Consider the following 20,623-nt stretch of genomic DNA (forward strand, 5'->3'; position numbering starts at 1 on the left):
AGCGGGAGGGTTTGGACTAATTTGGAATGCGGCCTAATTTTTCGCCGCTACTTGCGGCGTCTTTGTGGCGATATCTTATCGCGTCATCCGTGACAGGCCAAAAACAAAGGCGGCGCGCTCCTTTCGGGGCGCGCCGCCTGTTGCGGCAGACAACACGGGCGCTTCGCACCTCGTCGGAGGTGCCGCGCCTCGGATCACCGACTTAGTCCTTCTTGCCTTCGAGCTGCGGCAGAGCGTCGTCGCTCGTCGCGCTCAGCAGACCGGCCTTGGCATACGTCATCAGCTTCTCGCGCGTGTCGACGATGTCGAGCGTGCGCATCGTGAGCTGACCGATACGGTCGAGCGGCGTGAAGACCGAGTCGCCCTTTTCCATCGTGAGACGTTCCGGCTTGTACGTCAGGTTCGGCGACGTCGTGTTCAGCAGCGAATAATCGTTGCCGCGACGCAACTCGATGGTCACTTCGCCGGTCACCGCGCGTGCCACCCAGCGTTGTGCCGTCTCGCGCAGCATGATGGCCTGCGGGTCGAACCAGCGACCCTGATACAACAGACGACCGAGGCGGCGGCCGTTCTCACGGTACTGCTCGATGGTGTCTTCGTTGTGGATGCCGGTCACGAGACGCTCGTAAGCGATGAACAGCAGCGCCAGGCCCGGGGCTTCGTAGATGCCGCGGCTCTTGGCTTCGATAATGCGGTTCTCGATCTGATCGCTCATGCCCAGACCGTGGCGACCGCCGATGCGGTTGGCTTCTTCGAACAACTCGACGGCGTTGGCGAACGTCTTGCCGTTGAGGGCCACCGGCTGACCTTCTTCGAAACGGACGGTGACTTCCTCGGCCTTGATGGCGCAATCGTCGCGCCAGAACGGCACGCCCATGATCGGCTGAACGATCTTGATACCCGAATTCAGGTGTTCCAGATCCTTGGCTTCGTGCGTGGCGCCAAGCATGTTCGAGTCCGTCGAATAAGCCTTCTCGACCGACATCTTGTAATCGAAGCCGTTGGCGATCAGGAATTCCGACATTTCCTTGCGGCCACCGAGCTCGTCGATGAACGTCTGGTCCAGCCACGGCTTGTAGATTTGCAGGCCCGGGTTGGTGAGCAGACCGTAGCGGTAGAAGCGCTCGATGTCATTGCCCTTGTACGTGCTGCCATCGCCCCAGATATTGACGCCATCTTCCTTCATGGCGGCAACGAGCATCGTGCCGGTGACGGCGCGGCCGATCGGGGTGGTGTTGAAGTACGTGACGCCGGCGGTCGAGATGTGGAACGCGCCCGACTGCAGGGCGGCGATACCTTCGGCCACGAGTTGTGCGCGGCAGTCGATCAGGCGGGCGTTCTCGGCGCCATAGCCCATGGCGCGGCGCGGAATGTCTTCGTAGTCGGGTTCGTCCGGCTGACCCAGATTGGCCGTGTATGCGTAAGGAATCGCGCCCTTCTGGCGCATCCAAAGCAGCGCAGCGCTGGTGTCGAGACCGCCCGAAAAGGCGATACCGACCCGTTGTCCCGTGGGGATGTGTTGCAGAATCGTGGTCATCGGCGTGCAAAAGCTGGGTTTTTAACCTGTCAAGTATCCTCGTCCGGGCTATGGATGGTCAAGTCTGACGGGCGATCGCCCAACGATCGGCGCACAGGTTTCGTGCCCGTGTGCCGCAAATTCGGCCTGAATTTCCCCGAAAACCCCCGGACTCGCCCGCATTCCCATAGGTCGGGACAACGTTCCTGCGATGTCATCCTATGGCGAGTCACCACTGGGTGCCTGCCACACTGCATGCCGACGCCAGAAAATCCGAGAAGGCCCGAATCACGAGCGATGCCTGACGATGCTGCGGGTAGACGACATATATCGACGACGGCGCGGGCTCGAAATCGTCGAGCACCGTTACCAGACGCCCGCCCAGCAAGGCGGGCGCAAGGATGAACACCGGTAGCCAGGTCACCCCGAGTCCCGCCACGGCGGCGTCGCGCGCCAATTCGCCGTTGTTCACGCGAAGCCGTCCGGCAACCGGAATCTCCAGCGGTTGCCCGTCGCGCGCGTAATGCCAGCTCACGCGCTGGCTATGGCCGTAAGGCAGCAGCGTGTGATCGCGCAGGTCCTCTGGCGTGTGCGGCACACCGTGCGTTTCCAGATAGCGGGGGCTGGCGCAGGTGACCATTCGCATGGGCGCGATTGTGCGCGCGATCAGCGACGAATCGGCCAGCGCGCCAATGCGTACCGCCACGTCGTAGCCTTCGCCGATGATGTCGACGGTGCGGTCGTTGAGCTCCAGTTCGATGCTCACGTCCGGATACGTGGTGAGAAACGACGGGATCACGGCGCTGAGGAACATCGTGCCGAAAGACATCGGCGCGGACACGCGCAGATTGCCGCGCGGGCGCTCGCCCTGGCTGCTCACCGCCAGGTTCGCGGCTTCGACGTCTTCGAGAATGCGCCTGGCGCGCTCGTAATAGACACGCCCGAGGTCGGTCACCGATAGCCGCCGCGTGGTCCGCAATAACAGGCGTACGCCCAGCGACTGCTCCAGCGACGAGATACGGCGGCTGACGAACTGCTTGGACAGTCCGAGTTTCGCCGCCGCACCGGTAAAACTCATGGCGTCCACGGCCGTGACGAAAATGCGCATGTCGTCGAGCAGGTCCATCGACAAGATCCCGTTTTCAAAAGTTGGCGGGTGACAACAAACGGATACATGCCGTCATTGTCACCCGGAGGCCGACAATCTTAGCCGAGATGGCGTGCCGTTTTACGCCGCCGCCGGTCGCCCTGCCGCCCTCCCGAGCCTGCGGCCTACCGCAACGCCAACCGAAGGCCTAACAGGATCGCACCCGTTCCCGCCACGGCAAGCGCTGTCGGACGATGCCCGAAGATGCCCCAGTCGAGCAACGCCGTCACCACCGGCACCAGATAGAACAGGCTGGTGACCGTCACGAGATTGCCGGAGGCGATCATGCGATAGAGCAGCAGCGTTGCGCCCACGGAGATCACGAGGCCCATATAGAGCATCGGAAGCCAGAACCCGAGCGTGCCATCGAATTGCAACTGCTGCGTCGGCGCAATCAGCAGCGCCATCGCTAGCCCGACGGCGTACTGCAGGGGCAGGACGTCGAGCGGCGTCTGTCGCGAGCCTTTCTGCGCAATCGTGCCGAGCGTCATGCAGGCGAGCGCGGTGAGCGCCCACGCCGAGCCTGCCACCGACAGGCGTGCCGAGAGCAGACTTTGCGCTACGACGAGCGCAAGTCCCGCGAGGGCGAGCGCCAGCCCCAGCAGACGTTGCGCGCTATGTGCCCGCTCCAGCGCCACGAGCGTCAGAATCGGCTGCACACCCAACACGGTGGCCAGCGCGCCGGGCGTGATGCCGTTCGCGAGGGCGAGCAGATACGCCGTCTGATACCCGCCGACGAGCAATACGCCAGTGCCTGCGACCTGCCATCGCGTGCCGGGCGCTGGCCACCACTGACGCCTCGTCATTGCGATGAGCGCAAGCGCGGCGAACGCCACGCCGAGTCGGATCACCAGGAATGCAAACGCCGACGCATGCGCCAGCCCCCATTTGGCGGCCAGTGCGCCGCCACTCCATAGCAGAACGAACATGAGCGTTGCGCCGTGCCGGCGCCACGCGAGACTCTCTGAGTGCATCGATCTTCCCCTGTGCAGTTCGTCCGGCCCGCCGGATCATGGCTTGTCGTTGCGGGCAACGGCCATGGCGTCGCACGCTCACGCGATCAGCCGCAGCGCGACACCGCGTCGGCCAACGCCGCGCAACGCGCAGACAGGCAGAACGAAACTGAAATTCGAATGAAAAAGTCGTGTGGGTAGGTGCCGGGCGACGAACACCCGGCGTGCCGTGCGTCAGCCCTTGAGGTCAGGCTACGAAAGCCACCACAGCGTTGCTAACGTCGGCGACGACCACGGCGGGCGGTGCCACGCCGCGAGCAGGAGGAGGAGGGGCGACGGCTGCAAAGCGCGCCCGCGGCCGAGCGCCTGCGCCGCATGGCGGCGGCGATACAGCGAGACGGGCGAACGAATCAGCAGTCATGGATCGAGGAAGAGAAGGAGACGCCCGTCACTCGACAGGCGTTGACACACTGTACACGCAGCGTTTGATGCAGGCAAGGGCGCCGCCCGGCCTCAGGCAGTCGGCCAGGCGCCTGTACGATCGACGCTGGGCGATGCCTCGCCTTCGCGCCATGCGTGCGGCAATGCGCCGCGAACCCGCCGCACTTCACGTATGTGAAGACGCACGAGTCGCAAGGCGCCTTCGAAGCCGCTTTGGGTCGCATCCTGCCAGAGCACTTCGGCGTCGCCCGCGAGATGCAGGAAGTCGCCCGAGGCGAAGTCGACGAATACGAGCCCCGCACGCGGGTTCATCTGCAGATTGCCAAGGGTGTTGTAGAAGGCATTGCCGCGAAAGTCCGGCCATACGAGCGTATTGGCGTCCTCGACCCGCACGAAGCCCGCCTTGCCGCCGCGATGCGAGACATCCGTGCCTGCGCTGCGCTCGGTGGCGCCGTCTCCGGCGTAGTGCGTGGCAACGAAGAACGTATCGGCGCTCGCGATTTGCCATTGCGCGTCGTCGTCGAGCGAGGATTGCGACGGCTCGGCCACCGGCGGCGCGTCGTGGGTGTGCGGCCCGATCTCCCGCTTGCGGATGTACTGCGGGCAGTTGCCGAAGCTCTGCGCGACGCGCATCGTAAAACCCTGCGCATCCGTCTCCGCGACCGGGCCATTCACGCGATTGCGACGACGTGTGGACGGCTCGATGCCGAGCAAACCGATCGGCGCGCCCGGCCTCACGGCGCCGTGCAGCGGATCGGTGGTCGGGGCAAACGCGTTCACGCGCAGCAGTGTCGGGTCGGGCGAGTGGGCGAAGCCCGGCGCACCACTGAGCAGCGTGGCCCAGGGTTGGTCGTGGGCATCCAGCGCGCCCATCACGAGAAACGGCAACTGGGCGAAGAACTGACGATGCTGATCCGGCATGGCGAGACGAATGACGCGGCTCCCGACTTCCGCTATCGCCTCTCGCGAACCGGCGAGCGTCTGCACGTACATTTCACCGGCATGAAACGGGGACGCCATGTCGGGTGGCGATGGTGTCGGGGCGTTCATCATGGTCTCCTTCGAGTCAGACGGTGTTTGTGGCGGCGCGATCGGCGCGAGTGCAGCAAGTGACGGGAACCCATCGGATCATCCGGCCACGCGGACACGGCTCATGCCGCAACAGCGTTCAGGCCGCAGGGCGTGGACGCCATCGGGATGAAGCGCGGCAGCGCTTCGATGCGCGCGAGCCACGCCCGCACGGCCGGGTACGGCGCAAGCGACACGTTCCCTTCGGGCGCGTGTGCCAGATAGGTGTACAGCGCAATATCGGCAATCGTTGGCGTGGCGGCCGTGACGAACGGCGCGGCGTTCGGTGCCGTGAAATGCGCTTCCAGACGCGAGAGCAGCAGCACGCCGCGCTCGATCATTGCGGTCGTGTCGACATCGCGACCGAACAGCACGGCGACGCGCGCGGCCGCCGCGCCGAACGCCAGATCGCCCGCCGCCACCGACAGCCAGCGCTGTACGTGAGCGGCGGCGACGGCGTCGCGCGGCAGCCAGCTGTGCTGTGCGTCGTAGCGCGTCGCGAGATACACCAGGATCGCGTTCGAGTCGGCAAGCACCACACCATCGTCGTCGATGGCCGGGACCTGTCCAAACGGATTGATGGCGAGATACGCCGGTTGCTTGTGCTCGCCCCTCCCCAGATCGATGTCGACGTTCTCGTAGGGCAAATCCAGCAGATTGAGCATCAGCTCGACGCGGTGACAGTGACCCGAGAGCGCAAGGCGATACAGCTTGATCGGGCGCGCAGGGCGGGTAGGGAGGTCAGCGTGGGGAGCAGTGGCAGCAGTGGATTGGGGCATCAGGCATCTCCGGAGAACGAGTCGAGCAAAGGAACAAGAGCGGAACGGGAGCGGAACAGAAGCGACCGGTGTGCGCCGGAACGTGGCGCGGTCATTCAATGCGGCAATTGTCCATCCTGCCGATTTCCGGATAAATGGCGTTGAGCTGATTTGACTACTCCGAAAATCGGAGTAATCATGCGCCGCATGGACAAACTCCGCGCAATGCAGACATTCGTCGCCATCGTCGATCAGGGCAGCCTGAGCGCGGCGGCCCGATCGCTCGACTCGTCGCTTCCGGCGGTGGTGCGCACGCTCGCGGCGCTGGAAACGTCGCTCGACGTGCGCCTGCTCAATCGCACCACGCGCCGCATTGCCCTCACGGAGGAAGGGCGCACGTATCTCGACACCTGTCGTCAGATTCTGAGCGAGTTGCATGAGGCGGAGGCACGGCTCGCCGCACGTCACGAAGCGCCGACCGGCACGCTGGTCGTCACCGCGCCGGTGCTGTTCGGACAACTGCACGTTGCACCCGCGCTTTATCGGTTCTTGCGGGCGTATCCGGCCGTCAAATGCAGGCTCATGCTCAACGACCGCGTCGTGAACCTCTGGGAGGAGGGCATCGATGTCGGCATCCGCATCTCACCGCTGGACGATTCGACGCTCGTGGCGCAAGGCATTGGCGCGATCCGTCGTGTCGTGGTCGCAAGTCCCGCATGTATCGCCGAGCAGGGAGCGGTGACGCATCCGCGCGAGCTGATCGGCAAGAATTGCATCATCTCGCACGGGGGTGGCTACGGGCACTGGCGCTTCTGGGAGGGCGGAAAGGAATACGTCGTCGACGTGGACGGCAATCTCGAAATCAGTCACGGGATGACGGCAGTCGAGGCGTGTATCGGTGGCGTTGGCTACGGCTGTTTTCTGTCGTATCAGGTGGCGGGCGCATTGGCCGACGGACGGCTCGTGCGTGTGCTCAAAGACTTTGAGGGACCAGCGCGGCCGGTGAACATCGTGTATCCGCATGCCAGGCTGTTGCCTTCGCGCACGCGGGCGTTCGTCGAGTGGATGAAGCGAGAACTGCGTGATGTGGCGATGACGTAAGGCGCGCCGACTTTTTGCGCTAATTCTGTCGTGTTCGCTTTGTCGCGCGGATTTAACGCGACGGATTTCGGACAAAAGAACGCGGAAAGCGACGGAGCCGCTTCCCGCTTAAAAAGCCCGCCGACGCCAACCGGCGGGCCGCTTCGTTCGTTGTCCGGACGCCGTCAGGTCAATCGCGGTCGCCCTTGTACCACCCACGGTGCCAGCCGCGGTCGTGGCGTCGTTCTTCCCAGCGACGCTCGCGCCAGTCGTCCCAGCGGTCACGGCCGTAGTACACCACGGGTTGCGGTGCGCGATATACCGGGCGCGGCGCCACATACACGGGTTCCGGCGCGACGTAGACCGGCTGCGGCGCGACAACCACCGGCGCGGGCACGCCCAGATAGAGGCCGACATCCACGTGAGCCGATGCGGCGGTCGATGCCGCCGCAGCGGCGGCGCCGAGGGCAGCGATGATCAGAATACGTTTCATGGTGTCCTCCATGAGCGCTCGCCGTCGTTGCGGAATGCAGCGCATAGCGTGCGCGTCGGCAAAAAGCCAGTGAGTCGGATCGGTGTCGCGAGAGGCCCTGAAGCTGCTGTGGGCACAAGACCTTCGTCGAACCGTTGATGCAAGTCTAGCGATGGCCCCGCATGTCAGGTGCTACGAGTGTGTTCGGGATGTGTCGTTTTGTAACGCGTGTGGACGCCGGGACTCTGCGCACGTCGAGGTGGCATTCGGCAGGGGGCATGCGAGGGGAAAGCGAAGGAAAAGGGTTTCCGGGCAAAGCGGAAGATGCAGCGGAAGCCGAAAATGCGGAGGACGAAAAACAAAAGGCAAAACAAAAAGGCGTCACGCGAAAACGCGGACGCCTTTTTGTTTTTTTGTTCGTTGGTAGGCTCGATTGGATTCGAACCAACGACCCCCACCATGTCAAGGTGGTGCTCTAACCAACTGAGCTACGAGCCTAGAAAGACCGCGAGTATAGGGTGAATTTTCGAGGCTGGCAAGCGGTTGTCGAAAATTTTTCGCAAAAAAGCGCGCAGCACGCTCATTTGCCGCGCTTCGTCTTCGACGACGACGGTGCGCTTGCGCTTTTTGCTGCGCTTTCTGCTGCGCTTTCTGAGCTTCCTGCGGCACTTCCTACTGCACTTCCTGCTGCACCGCCTTCTGCGCTACCGGACGCGCCGCGCTTCGGTTTCAATCGCACCCAGATGCCCTTGTTGCCGCCGCTCCCCGAGCGCTGCTCCACGTCGAACAGCCCGACGGTCGCGACCAGGTCGCTCAGCTTGCCGAAGCCGTAGTTGCGCGCGTCGAAGTCGGGCGCCTGCTTCGCAATGTGGCTGCCGATCGCCCCGAGACTTGCCCAGCCGTCTTCGTCCGATACGCCGGTCACGGCGTTGCGTAGCAGTCGCACGAGGCGGGTGTCGCGCTTGAGTTCTGACGCGCTGCGGCGCTTGCGCGGCGTGGGCGCTTCATCGTCGTCGGGCTCGTCGTCCTGGCGCAGCAATTCCGTGTAGATGAACTTGTCGCACGCCGTGACGAAGGGCTGCGGGGTTTTGCGCTCGCCGAAACCGTACACGATCAATCCCTGCTCACGGATGCGCGACGCCAGTCGTGTGAAGTCGCTATCGCTGGACACGAGGCAGAAGCCGTCGAATCGCCCGGTGTAGAGCAGATCCATCGCGTCGATGATCATGGCGCTGTCGGTGGCATTTTTGCCGACGGTGTAGCGAAATTGCTGGATCGGCTGAATCGAATACTCGAGCAGACACTTCTTCCAGCCGTCGAGGTTCGGTTTCGTCCAGTCGCCGTAGATGCGCTTCACGCTCGCCACCCCGTACTTGGCGACTTCGGTGAGCAATCCCTCCACGATGGCGGGGGCGGCGTTATCGGCGTCGATCAGTACGACGAGCGTGGGGCCCTGGGCGGCCACTGGCGTTGCAACTGGCATGGCGGGGTTCCTTTAACGTGAGCACTGCCGCATATCGATGCGAAGCGATGCAACGTCATGCGAAGACGTTCGGGAAAAGACCGCATTATGGCCCGGAACCGTGACCGCCATGCCATGCACGGTTCCGATGTGCGCCTGTGCTCAGCCGGCGCGGCGTTGCCCCAGCGGCGCGAACCACAGCACGCCGATACCCACGAGCAGACTCGCGGCGGCGAACATCAGCCCCGAGGTGAACGAGTGCGTCCAGTCCTTGAGCACGCCGACGACAATCGGACTGAGCGCCGAGCCGAGGTTGCCGACGGCGTTGATGACCGCCAGCCCGAGGGCGCGCGTATGCGGCGCCAGCGTGCGGTCCGGCACTGTCCAGAAGATCGCCATCGCGGTGTACGCGCCGGTAGAGGCCATCGCCACCCCGGCAAGACGCAGCGACGGGTCCGGTGCGAAGCACGTCACGCCCCAGCCGGCGGCGGAGAACAGCATGGGCAACACCAGATGCCAGCGACGCTCTTGCAGCCGGTCGGAGCGGCGTCCCCACCAGATCATGCCCGCAATCGTGCACACCGACGGAATGGCCGCGAGCAGGCCGATCGTGACGTTGCTGCTGGTCGTGCCGAAGCTCTTCACGATCTGCGGAATCCAGAGCGAGGCGAGCGAGAGCGTATTGACGAGGCAGAAGTAGCCGAGCGCAAACCGGGCGACGCTCGGTGTGAGAATCGCACGCCACATGCCAACGGGTTTGCCGGATGCCGTGCCCGCGAGTCTGGCGAGCGCCGCAGCGCGGTCGCGCTCGATCATCGCGGCGAGGGTCTGCTTCTCGGCAGCGTTCAGCCAGCGCGCATCCGCCGGCTTGTCGTCGAGATACCACCACGTGACGGCGCCGAGCAGCACCGTCGGCAGTCCTTCGAGTACGAACAGCCACTGCCATCCCGCAAGGCCGCCTACGCCATCGAGTCGCAGCAGATACCCCGATGCTGCCGCGCCGAGCGCGGACGTCACCGGCATGGCGATCATGAACCACGCGTTCGCGCGTGCCCGCGCCGCCGAGGGGAACCAGTCGCCCATGTAGAGCAGCATGCCCGGCAGGAACCCGGCTTCGGTAATGCCGACGATGGCGCGAATCAGATAGAGGCTCGTGGCGTCGTGGGCGAACATCGTCGCGCTCGACGCGAGGCCCCATGCGATCAGAATCGCGCCGATCCAGCGACGTGCGCCGAACTTCACGAGCATGAGATTGCTCGGCACGCCGCAAAGCACGTACGTCAGATAGAAGACGGTCGACGCCATGCCGAACATCGTGCTCGTGAGCCCGAGATCCTGACTCATCGTGAGCGCGGCGAAGCCGACGTTGATGCGGTCGAGGAACGAGAACAGGAACAGCACGAACAGGAAGCCGAGCAAGCGGCGCGAGACCTTGCGCACGACGGCGCGTTCCATCGCTTCGCTGGCAATGCGATGGACGGTGGCGCCGCTGTCGCCGGGCACGGGCGAGGGAATGCCGCCGGCAAGACCGGTGGCGGGCGTGATACGGCTCATGATGGGTGTCTTCTCCGACGCTCCCCGCCTTGTTGAATGTGTGGCGGTGTTAGGTATGCGGGCGCGCCGTCGAGGGCACGCGCCAAAAAAGGAACGGTAAGGGCGGCTTGGCTGATGGCTCGCCGAAGCCGCTTACGGCGAACGCAGTTCGCTGGCGCCCGTCACCGCGTGCTATTGCGGCTCATTGCGTGTCCTTGCGTGTCCTCGCGTGTCATTACGCACTATCGGCCGCTTGTTGAATGCGTTCGATCACGCGCTTCGGATCGCCGACGTCGTTCGCGAGCAGCAGCACGATTTTGGCGAGCAGCAACTCGCGTTTGTCTTCGGGGGCTGCGTCGATGGCGAGCGCGAGCGTGTCGTAAATGTCTTCGAGGCCGGCGATGGCGGTTTGGTGGGCGGTCATGATGAGTTCCTTGGGGGCCGAGGCGTCAGCATTCAGGCGCGTGCCGTCGCGTGCGAGAGGGCTTCGGCAAGACGCCCGGCATCGAGCCGCTGCCAGCGCGCGCAAATGTGATGGTCGGGACGCACGAGATAGGCGGTGCCGTCCTGTGCGTGATACTTCGCGGCGGCGTGGCCCGTCGGGTCGGGCAGGGTGACGTCCGCCCCGGCTACGGTGTCTGCGCACGCCGCGAATGCGACAACCCTGACCGGTACGCCGCGCTCACGCCACGCGACGATTTCCTCGCGCAGCGCGTCGCTCACCGGGGCGTCGCCAAACGTCAGCAAATGAAAGGCCGCGCCGAGGTGGTCGTAGAGGTAGTCGTTCTCGCCGAGCTTCACGTTCGGTGTCGGCGCCCCGACGCCCGGACCTGCGGTCATCGACGTGTTTTCGTCGCCCGGGCAGTTGAGCGGGGAGTCGCGGTAGTCGTGCGCGCGCGACGTGCGCCAGTGGAACAGCGGACGCACGAATTCGTGATCGAGCGAGAGATCGAGCACGGCGTCGCGCAGCACGCGAAAACCGTGCGACGGCGGCGTCATGAAGCGCGTGCTCTTGCCCGCTTCGGCGATGATCTCGCGTGCTGCGCCTACGCGGTCGTGCGTGTAGGAGGCGAGCAGCGGCGCCGGCGCCGCGCCTTTGACGACCGCCGCGAGTTTCCACGACAGATCGATCGCATCCTGAAAGCCGGTGTTCGCGCCGCGCACGCCGAAGATCGGCAGCAGGTGCGCGGCGTCGCCCGCGAAGAGAATGCGACCGTGCACGTAGTCGGGCAAGGTGAGCGCGCGCGCCGAATAGACGGAGCACCAGTCGAGTTCCCAGGGCTTGCCGCCCAGCCCCATCATGTCGAGCTGCGCGTCGATGCGCTCGCGGATCGTGTCCGGTTGCAGCGCATGTTCCGACGTTTCCTCGACCGGCAATTGATAGTCCACGCGCCAGATGCCGCCCGGCTCGCGGTGCATGAGCACGGTATTGCCGGGGTTCCAGTCGGGTGCAAAGTAGGCGAGTCGTTCGGTCGGCAGATCGAGATCGATGCGGATATCCGCGATGACGAAGCGTCCCTCGTAGCTCGCCCCTTCGAAGCGAAGGCCGAGCGCGGTGCGCACCGTCGAGCGCGCGCCGTCGGCCGCCACGAGCCAGCCGGTGCGTTGCGAGTACTCGCCTTCGGGCGTGTCGATTTGCAGCGCTACGCCTTCGTCGTCCTGCGTCACGCCCACGAGCTTGTTGCCCCAGCGAATCTCGACGAGCGGTTCGCGCTCGATGGCGTCCACCAGATAGCTCTCGAGCACGTTCTGTTGCAGGTTGATGAGCGGCGCGAAGCGGTCGTCTTCGTCGACCGGCGACTCCATGCGAAACACGCGCTGACCGCGATAGTACGAATTGCCGCAGGTCCACGGCAGACCGTTGGCGACAACGGCGTCCGACACGCCCACGGCTTGCAGAATTTCCTGCGAGCGGCGCGTGAAGACGATGGCGCGGCTGCCCTCCGAGACTTGCTGCTCGGCTTGCAACACGACGCAGCGCACACCATGGCGTGCGAGCGCGAGCGCCGTGACCATGCCGATCGGACCGCCGCCGACGACCGTGACGGGGATGTCGCGGTGTTCGCTTCGATGCGCGCACTGCGGAGAAAAGTACGGATAAACACGGTACGCGTGATAGAGCGACGCGCGTGGGGTGGTCTCTGGTTTGTGCATGGCGATGCGGCACCCGAAAAGCGGCTCGGCGCGCGCACAGCGGGTCTCGTGTCAGCGGGGAGACCGCGCCTGCACCACGCGCGATCGACGTGAAACGTCATCGAGCATTTAGTTGCTAACGCAACAATTCTAGTGTGCTAATGTTGCGTCCGCAACCAAATATCGACCCATTTCGTCTAGGGGAAAACACTGAAATGCGGCCATCCCACAAATCGCTCGACCAGTTCCTGACGTACAAGATGCACCGCCTGATGAAGCAGCACGACAGGCGCGTTTCGCAGTCGTACGCGCACGGCGCCCAGTTGAGTCTTGCGGAATCGCGCGTGCTGGCGGCGGTGGGAACGGCGGGGGCGTTGTCGAATTCGGAGTTGGCGCGTCGCGCGAATCTGGACAAGAGTCAGGCGAGCCGCGGGGCGGACGGACTGGTCGCGCGCGGGCTGGTGCGCCGCGCCCCGGACGAGCATGACGGCCGTGCCGTGAAGGTGACCTTGACGCCCGAAGGCGAGCGGGTCTGGCGCGTAGTGATCGACGCCGCGCGCTCGCACTACGAGCAATTGTTCGAAGCGTTGACCGACGACGAGATGCGCGTGTACGAACGCCTGCTGGACAAGCTGCTGCTACGCTCGGACGAATTGGACGAGCAGGCGTGACGCAAGAAGTGAGCGCCATGTCCCGGCATGGCGCATGAAGACAAACCAAACCTGATTACGCAAACGTCAGCGCCTTCGTCAAGTCGCCCGGCGGGTTCGCACCGCGTGCTGCGAAGGCAGCGTTGCGATAGGCGATGCCTTCGAGCGTCGGCAGGTCATGCAGGCGCGTGACGAAGCGCAGAATCGACGTGGTGTCGTAGAACGTGTGATCGACGGTGCCGCGCTTGGCAAACGGCGAGACCACGATCGCGGGAATGCGCGAACCGGGGCCCCAGCGATCGCCCTTCGGCGGCGCGACGTGATCCCACCAGCCGCCGTTCTCGTCATACGTGATGACCACGACCATGTTGTTCCACTGCGGTGACTTCATCAGATGGGCGAGCACGTTCGCCACGTGCTGGTCGCCGGACTCCACATCCGAATAGCCGGCGTGCTGGTTCAGGTTGCCCTGCGGCTTGTAGAACGTGACGGCCGGCAACTTGCCGGCGATCGCGTCGGCGATGAATTTGTTCGAGATCGGGCTGTCCCCTTCTCCGCCATCGCGCAAATGGGTCTCGCGTGCCGACGTGCCGGGCGCGAATTGCGCGAAATAGTTGAAGGGCTGATGGTGATACTGGAAGTTCGGCTTGTCCGCCCCGCCCTTGTGGTCGAGCGCCGACTGCCAGGCGCCCGCATACCAGGCCCATGACACGCCCTTGTTCGAGAGCAGATCGCCGATGGTGGCGTAGTTCTGCGGGGGCAGCGTCGTCGGGTGTGAAGGGTCCGCGAGACGCTTGTCGCCCGACGCCGCGGGCTTGACCGGCGACGGCTGGTAAGCCGGCATCATGGTGTTCACGGCGTAGTTGTCAGGCGTGATCGCCCCGTCGCGCACGAACTTCGGCTTGCCGTCGGCGGCCGAGGCGGGCGAGTCCGGCGCGATGGCCAGGCGCACGCCTTGCGGGCCGTCGGCCAGCACCGCGATCTTGTCTTTTGCCGGGCTTTGCGCCGCGTTCGGATACACCGGCGGGCGCGCCGTCACGAGGAATTGATGGTTCAGGAACGAGCCACCGAAAGCCGCCATGAAGAAGTTGTCGCACATCGTGTACTGCTGCGCGATCTTGTACAGGTCGAGCGTCTTGGCCGTCTCGCCGTAGTAGCCCATGACCAGACCGCCCGAGTCGGCCCATGCGGCGAACTGATTGTTCGCGCCGTCGTTGATCTGCATCTGGTTCTGCCAGAACAGATGCCACAGATCGCGCGTGATGACGGACTCGGGCAGCAACTTCCCTTCGGCGTCCTTGAGCATGAACGGCGCGTTCGGCTGGCGGGCGATGTCTTTCTCGGTGATGTGGTACTTCTTTCCGCCGATCATCTGGGCGCGCGGCACCAGACCGTCGAAGATCGGGGGCAGCAGCGGCATCGGTGTCTTGCCGTCGCGGTCGAGCTGCGTGTAGGCCGAGGCCGGGACCTTCGACAGCGGCTTCTCGAGACCGGGGAAATCGGCGAACAGGTTGTTGAAGCTGCGGTTTTCCAGATAGATCACCACGACCGTTTTGACGTTCGCCTTGAGCTGCGCGTCGAACGTGCCGCCGGCGGGGACGGCGCTCGGCGCACCCGCACCGCCCTCGGTCGCGCACCCACCGAGCGTGGCGCCTGCGGCGCCTGCCGCGCCGATGGCGGCCAGGCCCTGAAGCACCCGGCGGCGCGACGGATTCGTCGGATCGTCGTCGTGCGAGAGATCGGTATCGAGTGCCGGATCGTGCGGCTGAGGCGTGGTGTCGTGCGTCATGATGTCCTTGGTTGACGTGTCGGGCAGTGGGGCGCGCGCGAGCGCCCGCGACCGGTCGGCAAGGACTGACGGGAAGATGCCGCAGGAGGATTGCGGTTGCGCTACGTCGTCAGCTTGCCCGGGCGGGCGAGGCAAGCGACGTTTTTACGCGGGGAATGTGACATTTCGGTGACATCGTCGGCACGTCACGCAGAGTGAAACGTGGCTGGGGGCGGCGCTTTCCCGATTTCGGATTTGCGATGCCGGTCAGCCGGGTGGCGTGGCTGCACGCCCCGGATATCCGGTGTCTTCGAACAACCCCGTGCGGAATTGCACGACGAGATCGTCCAGCAGCGCGCGCAGTGCGCTGGGCATCTGCTTGCGCGAGATGTACACCCCGTACACGGTCATCTCGCGCGGTATGTAGTCGGGCAACAGCGAGCGCAACGTGCCGTCGCGCAGATGCGGAAGTGCCGAGTAGACCGGCTGCATCGAGATACCCGCGCCCGCCAGCGTTGCCGCGAACACCACATTCACTTCGTTGGCCGACAGATTGCCGCCCACGGGTACGCCGAGCGGCGCGCCGTTGTGCGTGAACTGCCAAAGGCTCTTGCCGAAGTAGGTGTACGTCAGGCAGTTGTGAAGCGCGAGATCCTCGGCACGTTCGGGCGTGCCGTGGCGCTCCAGATAGGCAGGCGCTGCGCACACGACCGAGTGGCACGTCGCTAGCTTGCGCGCGATAAGCCCGGGCGAAGGGTCGGTCGTCACGCGAATCGCCAGATCGATACGCTCGTCGACCAGATCGACGGTGCGGTCCGCCACCACGAGATCGACGGCCACCCCCGGATGCCGCACGATGAAGCGCGTCACCGCTGCGGCCAGGAATGCCTGGCCGAGCGAGGTGCTGCACGCGACGCGCAACAGGCCGCGTGGCGTGCTGTCGGCGTTCGACGCGCACGCGAGGTCGTCTGCGATACCGAGCATTTCGCGACAGCGCGGCAGGGCGTCGTTACCCGCGTCGGTCAGGCTCACCGCGCGCGTGGTTCGGTGCAGCAACCGCGTGCCGAGCCACGCTTCGAGTTCCGCCAGATAGCGCGAGACCATCGCGCGCGACATGTCGAGACGCTGCGCCGCCGCCGTGAGCGAGCCGCGCTCCGCCACTTCCGTGAAGACCCGCATTGCCGTCAGACGGTCCATGATTTGCTCGATCCGTGCAACAAAGTGATCGTCATTATGGGCTTTTTTTGCGCGAGTAGCGCGACTACGATGGCATGCATGACAAGCGTCGAACGCCTCCTGCGCGCGCTGCAACACCCAAGGACACCCGACATGACCCAAGCCACCCTGCATTACATTGCCGACCCGTTGTGCGGCTGGTGCTACGCCGCCGCGCCCCTCGTGCGCGCAGCGCGCGACGTGGCCGGGCTCGGCGTGGCGTTTCACGGCGGCGGCATGATGGCCGGCCCGAACGTTCAGCCGGTAACACCGCAACTTCGTAACTACGTCATGCCGCACGATCACCGGATCGCGGAGCTGACGGGGCAGCCGTTCGGCGACGCCTACTTCGACGGATTGCTGCGCGATGGCACGGCCGTCTTCGACTCCGCGCCCCCGACCGCCGCCGTGCTGGCAGCCGAAGCGCTGGCCGCACGCGGGCTCGACATGTTCGCCGCCGTGCAACGCGCTCACTACGTCGACGGCAAGCGCATTGCGGACCGCGACGTGCTGGTTAGCCTCGCTGCGGACCTCGGGCTGGATCGCGACGCGTTTTCCACGGCACTCGATGCGCAAGACGCGGCCGCGCTCATGCAGCACTTCCGCGACAGCCGCAACTGGCTCGCGCGTGTAGGCGGCAGCGGCTTCCCGACGTTCGTGCTGGACATCGACGGCGAACTCGAACGGCTCGAACCGGGACGATACCTTGGCCAGCCCGATGCCTGGCGCGACATGCTTCGCGCGCGTTTGCTCGCGGCCCGGTCCGCCGATGCCGCAGGCGGCGCTGCGCTGCCGCAGTGCGGCCCCGACGGCTGCGCGATCTGAGTCGCGCTGTCCGGCATCTGGTCTCCGCGATATCCGATATCCGCCGTTTTCCGAACCCGAACCTTAGTCTTCCCCCTCACCCTCAGGAGAGTCCTGATGAACGTCGCATTGATTGGAATTACCGGCCGCGTGGGTACGCGCGTTGCCGAAGAACTGCTCCAACGTGGTCACACCGTGACCGGCATCGCTCGCAATCCCGAGCGCGTCGAAGCCGAGCAAGGGCTCGCGGTCGTCAAGGGCGACGCGTCCGATCCGTCGTCGCTCGCGCCGCTGCTCGCCGGTCACGATGCGGTCATCAGTGCGGGCCGCTTCGTCTCGATGGATGCCGCCAAGCTGATCGACGCCGTCGAGCGCGCGGGCGTGCCGCGTCTGCTGGTCGTGGGTGGGGCGGGAAGTCTGGAGGTCGCGCCGGGCAAGGCCCTCATCGACACGCCGGAGTTTCCGCACGCCTATAAGCCGGAAGCGAGCGCGGGTCGCGTGTTCCTGGATGTCCTGCGCGCGCAGCCGAAAGACTCGCCGCTGAACTGGACGTTCCTGTCGCCGTCGGCCCTGTTCGAGCCGGGCGAGCGCACCGGCAAGTTCCGCATCGGTGCCGACGGCCTGCTCGTGGACGCCAACGGCAAAAGCTGGATTTCGATGGAAGACTTCGCGATCGCGCTGGTCGACGAACTCGAGAAGAACCAGCATCCGCGAGCGCGCTTCACGGTCGGCTATTGAGTACCGCGCGTGGCGCAGGCGCGTTGGTTCGCAGCGTGCTCGCCGTACCGCTCGTGATCAGCGCGCCTGCCGGAACGTGAGGTTGTATCGCACGGCCTGAGCGTCGAAGCTGCCTTCGACGCTCGCAATGCCGTGGTAGACGAGTCGAGACGGCCCGCCCCACACGACCACGTCGCCCGGCTCCAGCCGCACACGGCGCGTGCGATCGCCGCGTTGCAAACCGCCCCACAGGAAGGTCGCGGGCAATCCCAGCGACACCGACACGATAGGCGCGCCCAGCTCGCGTTCGTCGCGGTCCTGATGCAACGTCAGTCGCGCGTCGAGCGTATAGCGGTTGATGAGGCAGGCATCCGGCGCGAAGTTGCGGTAACCGACCGCTTCCGATGCTTCGCGTGCCAGCGCCACGAACGACGCCGGCATGGCCGGCCAGGGCTGCTTCGAAAGCGGATCGTGCGTGCCGTAGCGATAGCCCATCCTGTCGCTGATCCATCCCACCTCCCCGCAATTGGTCATCGCGACGGACATGCGCTTGCCGCCCGGCGTCAGCCAGTGCCGTAACGGCGCTTGCGCGATCACCGCGTCGATATCGGCTTGCAACACGGCCAGACGCGAACGCGCGAAGCCGCGCAGTACGGACGCGCCCGGACCCAGCGTGTCGGCGTGCGGGTTCGCGATGTCGTCAGTGGTGTGATTGCCGAAGAGGTCGAGCGTCATAGGGGTTACGTGGGTGGCGACCTCCGGAGCACAGGTCACGTCGCGTCGTGCAGGATCACGCCGAGCGTATGCCGAAGGCCGCTGCGCACGCGGCTCACGCCGTGCCGCATGTTGACACGGTACACGCCGCGCATGCCGTTCACCGGACGATGATGCACCGCGAACACCACGGCGTCGCCGCGCGTGAGCGGCACCACTTCGGCGCGCGACTGCATCCGGGGGCGCTGCTCGGTCAGTACGAACTCGCCGCCCGTGAAGTCCTCACCGGGTTGCGAAAGCAGAACCGCGACCTGCAACGGGAAGACGTGTTCCCCATAGAGGTCCTGATGCAGGCAATTGTAATCACCCGCTTCGTAGCGCAACAGCAGCGGGGTCGGGCGGCGCTGGCCGGCGTCGTGACACTGTGCGAGATAGGCACGATGCGTCGACGGGTATTGCGTCGCGACGCCCATCGCCTTGTGCCAGCGGTGTGCGATGTCGCGCAACGGCGCGTAGAGGGCTTCGCGCAGGTCGGCCACGAGCGGCGGCAGCGGGTAGGCGAAGTACTGGTATTCCCCCTGTCCGAAGCCGTAACGCGCCATCACGATCCGGCTGCGAAAGCGCTCGGATGCCGGCGTGGCGCCGCCGCGTCCGGTCTCCGTTCCCGCTTCCGTTCCCGCTTCCGTCCCCGTCTCCGTCCCGCTCTGCGTTGTTAGCCCATCGTCGTACATCTCGCGAAGCGCGGCGCACTCTGCGGCGTCGAGCAATCGGGGAATCCGCGCGGCCCCGAAGCCGTTGAGGTCGTCTTCGAGCGCAGCCCAATCCAGCGAGGCAACGCGAGACGCAACCGTTGCGGGCATGCGCGCGTTCATCGCTTCCCCTTCGTCACGGTGTCGCCGGGTGCCGGGGCCTCTCGAGCTTCTTGGGCTTCCCGCTCCTGCGAGAGCAGCGCGCGTTTTCGCTCGACACCCCAGCGGTAGCCCGAGACGGCGCCGTCGTTGCGCACGATCCGGTGGCAAGGAATGGCCACCGCCAACGTGTTCGAGGCACACGCCTGCGCAACGGCCCGCACGGCGCGCGGTGCGCCGATGCGCTCGGCGATCTGCGCGTAGCTCGCCGTCTCGCCGGCGGGAACGTCGCGCAACGCTTGCCAGACGCGTTGCTGGAACGCCGTGCCGCGCACGTCCAGCGGCAGCGACAAACCGATTCGCGGCGACTCGACGAAACCGACCACCTGGGCGACCCAGCGCTCGAACCCGGTGTCGGCGCCGACGAGTTCGGCCTGTGGGAAGCGGTCCTGCAACTCGCGCACGAGCGTGTCCGGATCGTCGCCCAGCGAAATCGCGCACAGGCCGCGCGACGTGGCCGCGACCAGCAGCGCGCCGAGCGAACATTGCGCAACGGCGAAACGGATCGATTCGGCCTTGCCGCCTGCACGGAACGCCGCGGGCTTCATGCCCAGCAGGGCGTCCGACTTGGCGTAGAAGCGTCCGTTGGAGTTGAAGCCGGCGTCGTAATAAGCGGACGTGACGCTGGACGCTGCCGGTAACGCATCGCGCACGCGCTCGGCACGGCGGGCGTTCGCATAGGCGCGCGGGGTCACGCCCGTCACCGCCCGGAACAGCCGGTGGAAGTAATGCGGGCTCAGGCCGGCTTCGTTCGCGAGGGTTTCCAGCGTCGGCGGCACGTCGGCCGCCTCGATACGGCGACACGCCGCCGTCACCAACGCGGCATGACGCGCACCTTGCGCGCCCTCATCCGGCTTGCAACGCTTGCAGGGGCGAAAGCCCGCGCGCTCGGCAGCCGCCATGTCCGCATGGAACGCGACGTTTTCACGTCGCGCAAGTCTGGCCCCGCACGACGGGCGGCAGTACACGCCGGTTGTGCGCACGGAGTAGAAGAATTCGCCGTCCGCCTGCTTGTCGCGCGCGGCGACGGCGGCCCATTTGGCGTCGTCGCTGGCGTAACGTGAGTTGGCCGAGTGCGACAGATGAGACGGATACGATGCGTCGCAGGCGTGAGAAGGCGACGGCCCCTGCACAGGCGCGTGCATCGTCTCCCGATGCGGGTCGGCGATGTCGCTGCGCTGCGTGGACGCACGTTTGGCGGTCATGTTTTGGGATGGCATCACGAAGGTCTCCCGATGGCTGATGACTGGCTTTCAGTCTAGGGAGAGCGTCGTGACACTGCGC

General features: G+C 65.5%; 18 protein-coding genes, 1 tRNA gene and 1 pseudogene. 4 read left to right on the forward strand and 16 right to left on the reverse strand.

Translation table 11 applies throughout. The annotated features are described in order from the left end of the window. Positions 1-202: 202 nt before the first annotated feature. The 5 genes from argG to UC34_RS01805 all read right to left on the reverse strand — a co-directional run bounded on the left by argG (position 203) and on the right by UC34_RS01805 (position 5,904). Positions 203-1,537 carry an argininosuccinate synthase gene (gene argG / locus UC34_RS01785; RefSeq protein WP_044453504.1) on the reverse strand — a complete coding sequence of 445 codons (1,335 nt, stop codon included), beginning with the start codon at positions 1,535-1,537 and terminating at the stop codon, positions 203-205. Positions 1,538-1,745: 208 nt separating this feature from the next. After that, positions 1,746-2,642, reverse strand: a complete 897-nt coding sequence (locus tag UC34_RS01790; RefSeq protein WP_044453506.1) for a LysR family transcriptional regulator — start codon at positions 2,640-2,642, stop codon at positions 1,746-1,748. 146 nt (positions 2,643-2,788) lie between these two features. Beyond that, positions 2,789-3,637: a DMT family transporter gene (locus tag UC34_RS01795; RefSeq protein ID WP_044453508.1), complete on the reverse strand. Its 849-nt coding sequence runs from the start codon at positions 3,635-3,637 to the stop codon at positions 2,789-2,791. Between the two features lie 492 nt (positions 3,638-4,129). After that, on the reverse strand, positions 4,130-5,110 hold the full coding sequence (locus tag UC34_RS01800) for a pyridoxamine 5'-phosphate oxidase family protein (protein ID WP_237165211.1): 981 nt from the start codon (positions 5,108-5,110) through the stop codon (positions 4,130-4,132). Between the two features lie 98 nt (positions 5,111-5,208). Beyond that, on the reverse strand, positions 5,209-5,904 hold the full coding sequence (locus UC34_RS01805; RefSeq protein ID WP_044453510.1) for a glutathione S-transferase family protein: 696 nt from the start codon (positions 5,902-5,904) through the stop codon (positions 5,209-5,211). 186 nt (positions 5,905-6,090) lie between these two features. Between UC34_RS01805 and UC34_RS01810 the strand changes: the two genes are divergently transcribed. Then, complete coding sequence (locus UC34_RS01810) at positions 6,091-6,984, forward strand: LysR family transcriptional regulator (RefSeq protein ID WP_044457627.1); 894 nt, start codon at positions 6,091-6,093, stop codon at positions 6,982-6,984. Between the two features lie 169 nt (positions 6,985-7,153). Here UC34_RS01810 and UC34_RS01815 read toward each other — a convergent pair whose 3' ends face one another. From UC34_RS01815 to UC34_RS01840, 6 genes and pseudogenes are all read right to left on the reverse strand, one after another. Continuing rightward, positions 7,154-7,456: a hypothetical protein gene (locus UC34_RS01815; RefSeq protein ID WP_044457628.1), complete on the reverse strand. Its 303-nt coding sequence runs from the start codon at positions 7,454-7,456 to the stop codon at positions 7,154-7,156. A gap of 400 nt (positions 7,457-7,856) precedes the next feature. Continuing rightward, a tRNA-Val gene (locus UC34_RS01820) sits at positions 7,857-7,933 on the reverse strand. A 213-nt stretch (positions 7,934-8,146) separates the two neighbouring features. After that, positions 8,147-8,918, reverse strand: a pseudogene (locus tag UC34_RS01825) (NYN domain-containing protein); the annotation flags it as partial. 141 nt (positions 8,919-9,059) lie between these two features. After that, positions 9,060-10,451, reverse strand: a complete 1,392-nt coding sequence (locus UC34_RS01830) for an MFS transporter (RefSeq protein WP_084070299.1) — start codon at positions 10,449-10,451, stop codon at positions 9,060-9,062. Between the two features lie 214 nt (positions 10,452-10,665). Then, positions 10,666-10,854 (reverse strand): DUF2783 domain-containing protein, encoded by a 189-nt coding sequence (locus UC34_RS01835; protein ID WP_044453512.1) that lies wholly within the window; start codon positions 10,852-10,854, stop codon positions 10,666-10,668. 32 nt (positions 10,855-10,886) lie between these two features. Continuing rightward, the gene (locus tag UC34_RS01840) at positions 10,887-12,584 is read right to left on the reverse strand and encodes an FAD-dependent monooxygenase (protein WP_044453514.1); all 1,698 of its coding nucleotides are present in this window, start codon (positions 12,582-12,584) and stop codon (positions 10,887-10,889) included. Between the two features lie 194 nt (positions 12,585-12,778). On the opposite strand from UC34_RS01840, the gene UC34_RS01845 reads away from it, so the two are divergent. Then, positions 12,779-13,234, forward strand: coding sequence for a MarR family winged helix-turn-helix transcriptional regulator (locus UC34_RS01845; RefSeq protein WP_044453516.1), 456 nt, complete (start codon positions 12,779-12,781; stop codon positions 13,232-13,234). A 55-nt stretch (positions 13,235-13,289) separates the two neighbouring features. Here the strand turns inward: UC34_RS01845 and UC34_RS01850 are convergent, their stop codons facing one another. Further along, the gene (locus tag UC34_RS01850) at positions 13,290-15,002 is read right to left on the reverse strand and encodes an acid phosphatase (protein ID WP_044453518.1); all 1,713 of its coding nucleotides are present in this window, start codon (positions 15,000-15,002) and stop codon (positions 13,290-13,292) included. A gap of 246 nt (positions 15,003-15,248) precedes the next feature. Continuing rightward, a complete protein-coding gene (locus UC34_RS01855; RefSeq protein ID WP_044453520.1) occupies positions 15,249-16,178 on the reverse strand; it encodes a LysR family transcriptional regulator in 930 nt (309 codons plus the stop codon). A gap of 132 nt (positions 16,179-16,310) precedes the next feature. Between UC34_RS01855 and UC34_RS01860 the strand changes: the two genes are divergently transcribed. Together UC34_RS01860 and UC34_RS01865 are read left to right on the forward strand one after the other, a co-directional pair. After that, on the forward strand, positions 16,311-17,021 hold the full coding sequence (locus tag UC34_RS01860) for a DsbA family protein (protein ID WP_044453522.1): 711 nt from the start codon (positions 16,311-16,313) through the stop codon (positions 17,019-17,021). Between the two features lie 96 nt (positions 17,022-17,117). Then, on the forward strand, positions 17,118-17,738 hold the full coding sequence (locus tag UC34_RS01865; protein WP_044453523.1) for an NAD(P)-dependent oxidoreductase: 621 nt from the start codon (positions 17,118-17,120) through the stop codon (positions 17,736-17,738). Between the two features lie 57 nt (positions 17,739-17,795). Here UC34_RS01865 and alkB read toward each other — a convergent pair whose 3' ends face one another. From alkB to ada, 3 genes are read right to left on the reverse strand one after another with little or no spacing between them, the layout of a single operon-like run. Further along, a complete protein-coding gene (gene alkB, locus UC34_RS01870; protein WP_044453526.1) occupies positions 17,796-18,452 on the reverse strand; it encodes a DNA oxidative demethylase AlkB in 657 nt (218 codons plus the stop codon). 35 nt (positions 18,453-18,487) lie between these two features. Continuing rightward, the gene (locus UC34_RS01875) at positions 18,488-19,291 is read right to left on the reverse strand and encodes a 2OG-Fe(II) oxygenase (protein WP_044457631.1); all 804 of its coding nucleotides are present in this window, start codon (positions 19,289-19,291) and stop codon (positions 18,488-18,490) included. A gap of 8 nt (positions 19,292-19,299) precedes the next feature. Beyond that, a complete protein-coding gene (gene ada / locus UC34_RS01880; RefSeq protein ID WP_237165212.1) occupies positions 19,300-20,562 on the reverse strand; it encodes a bifunctional DNA-binding transcriptional regulator/O6-methylguanine-DNA methyltransferase Ada in 1,263 nt (420 codons plus the stop codon). Positions 20,563-20,623 lie beyond the last annotated feature (61 nt).

The organism is Pandoraea vervacti (assembly GCF_000934605.2).
In the GTDB taxonomy this organism is placed as follows: Bacteria; Pseudomonadota; Gammaproteobacteria; order Burkholderiales; family Burkholderiaceae; genus Pandoraea; species Pandoraea vervacti.

Coding starts and splice junctions, on each gene's coding strand:
- argG (WP_044453504.1), bottom strand. CDS start 1,537: ATGACCACGATTCTGCAACACATCCCCACGGGACAACGGGTCGGTATC.
- UC34_RS01790 (WP_044453506.1), bottom strand. CDS start 2,642: ATGGACCTGCTCGACGACATGCGCATTTTCGTCACGGCCGTGGACGCC.
- UC34_RS01795 (WP_044453508.1), bottom strand. CDS start 3,637: ATGCACTCAGAGAGTCTCGCGTGGCGCCGGCACGGCGCAACGCTCATG.
- UC34_RS01800 (WP_237165211.1), bottom strand. CDS start 5,110: ATGATGAACGCCCCGACACCATCGCCACCCGACATGGCGTCCCCGTTT.
- UC34_RS01805 (WP_044453510.1), bottom strand. CDS start 5,904: ATGCCCCAATCCACTGCTGCCACTGCTCCCCACGCTGACCTCCCTACC.
- UC34_RS01810 (WP_044457627.1), top strand. CDS start 6,091: ATGGACAAACTCCGCGCAATGCAGACATTCGTCGCCATCGTCGATCAG.
- UC34_RS01815 (WP_044457628.1), bottom strand. CDS start 7,456: ATGAAACGTATTCTGATCATCGCTGCCCTCGGCGCCGCCGCTGCGGCG.
- UC34_RS01830 (WP_084070299.1), bottom strand. CDS start 10,451: ATGAGCCGTATCACGCCCGCCACCGGTCTTGCCGGCGGCATTCCCTCG.
- UC34_RS01835 (WP_044453512.1), bottom strand. CDS start 10,854: ATGACCGCCCACCAAACCGCCATCGCCGGCCTCGAAGACATTTACGAC.
- UC34_RS01840 (WP_044453514.1), bottom strand. CDS start 12,584: ATGCACAAACCAGAGACCACCCCACGCGCGTCGCTCTATCACGCGTAC.
- UC34_RS01845 (WP_044453516.1), top strand. CDS start 12,779: ATGCGGCCATCCCACAAATCGCTCGACCAGTTCCTGACGTACAAGATG.
- UC34_RS01850 (WP_044453518.1), bottom strand. CDS start 15,002: ATGACGCACGACACCACGCCTCAGCCGCACGATCCGGCACTCGATACC.
- UC34_RS01855 (WP_044453520.1), bottom strand. CDS start 16,178: ATGGACCGTCTGACGGCAATGCGGGTCTTCACGGAAGTGGCGGAGCGC.
- UC34_RS01860 (WP_044453522.1), top strand. CDS start 16,311: ATGACCCAAGCCACCCTGCATTACATTGCCGACCCGTTGTGCGGCTGG.
- UC34_RS01865 (WP_044453523.1), top strand. CDS start 17,118: ATGAACGTCGCATTGATTGGAATTACCGGCCGCGTGGGTACGCGCGTT.
- alkB (WP_044453526.1), bottom strand. CDS start 18,452: ATGACGCTCGACCTCTTCGGCAATCACACCACTGACGACATCGCGAAC.
- UC34_RS01875 (WP_044457631.1), bottom strand. CDS start 19,291: ATGCCCGCAACGGTTGCGTCTCGCGTTGCCTCGCTGGATTGGGCTGCG.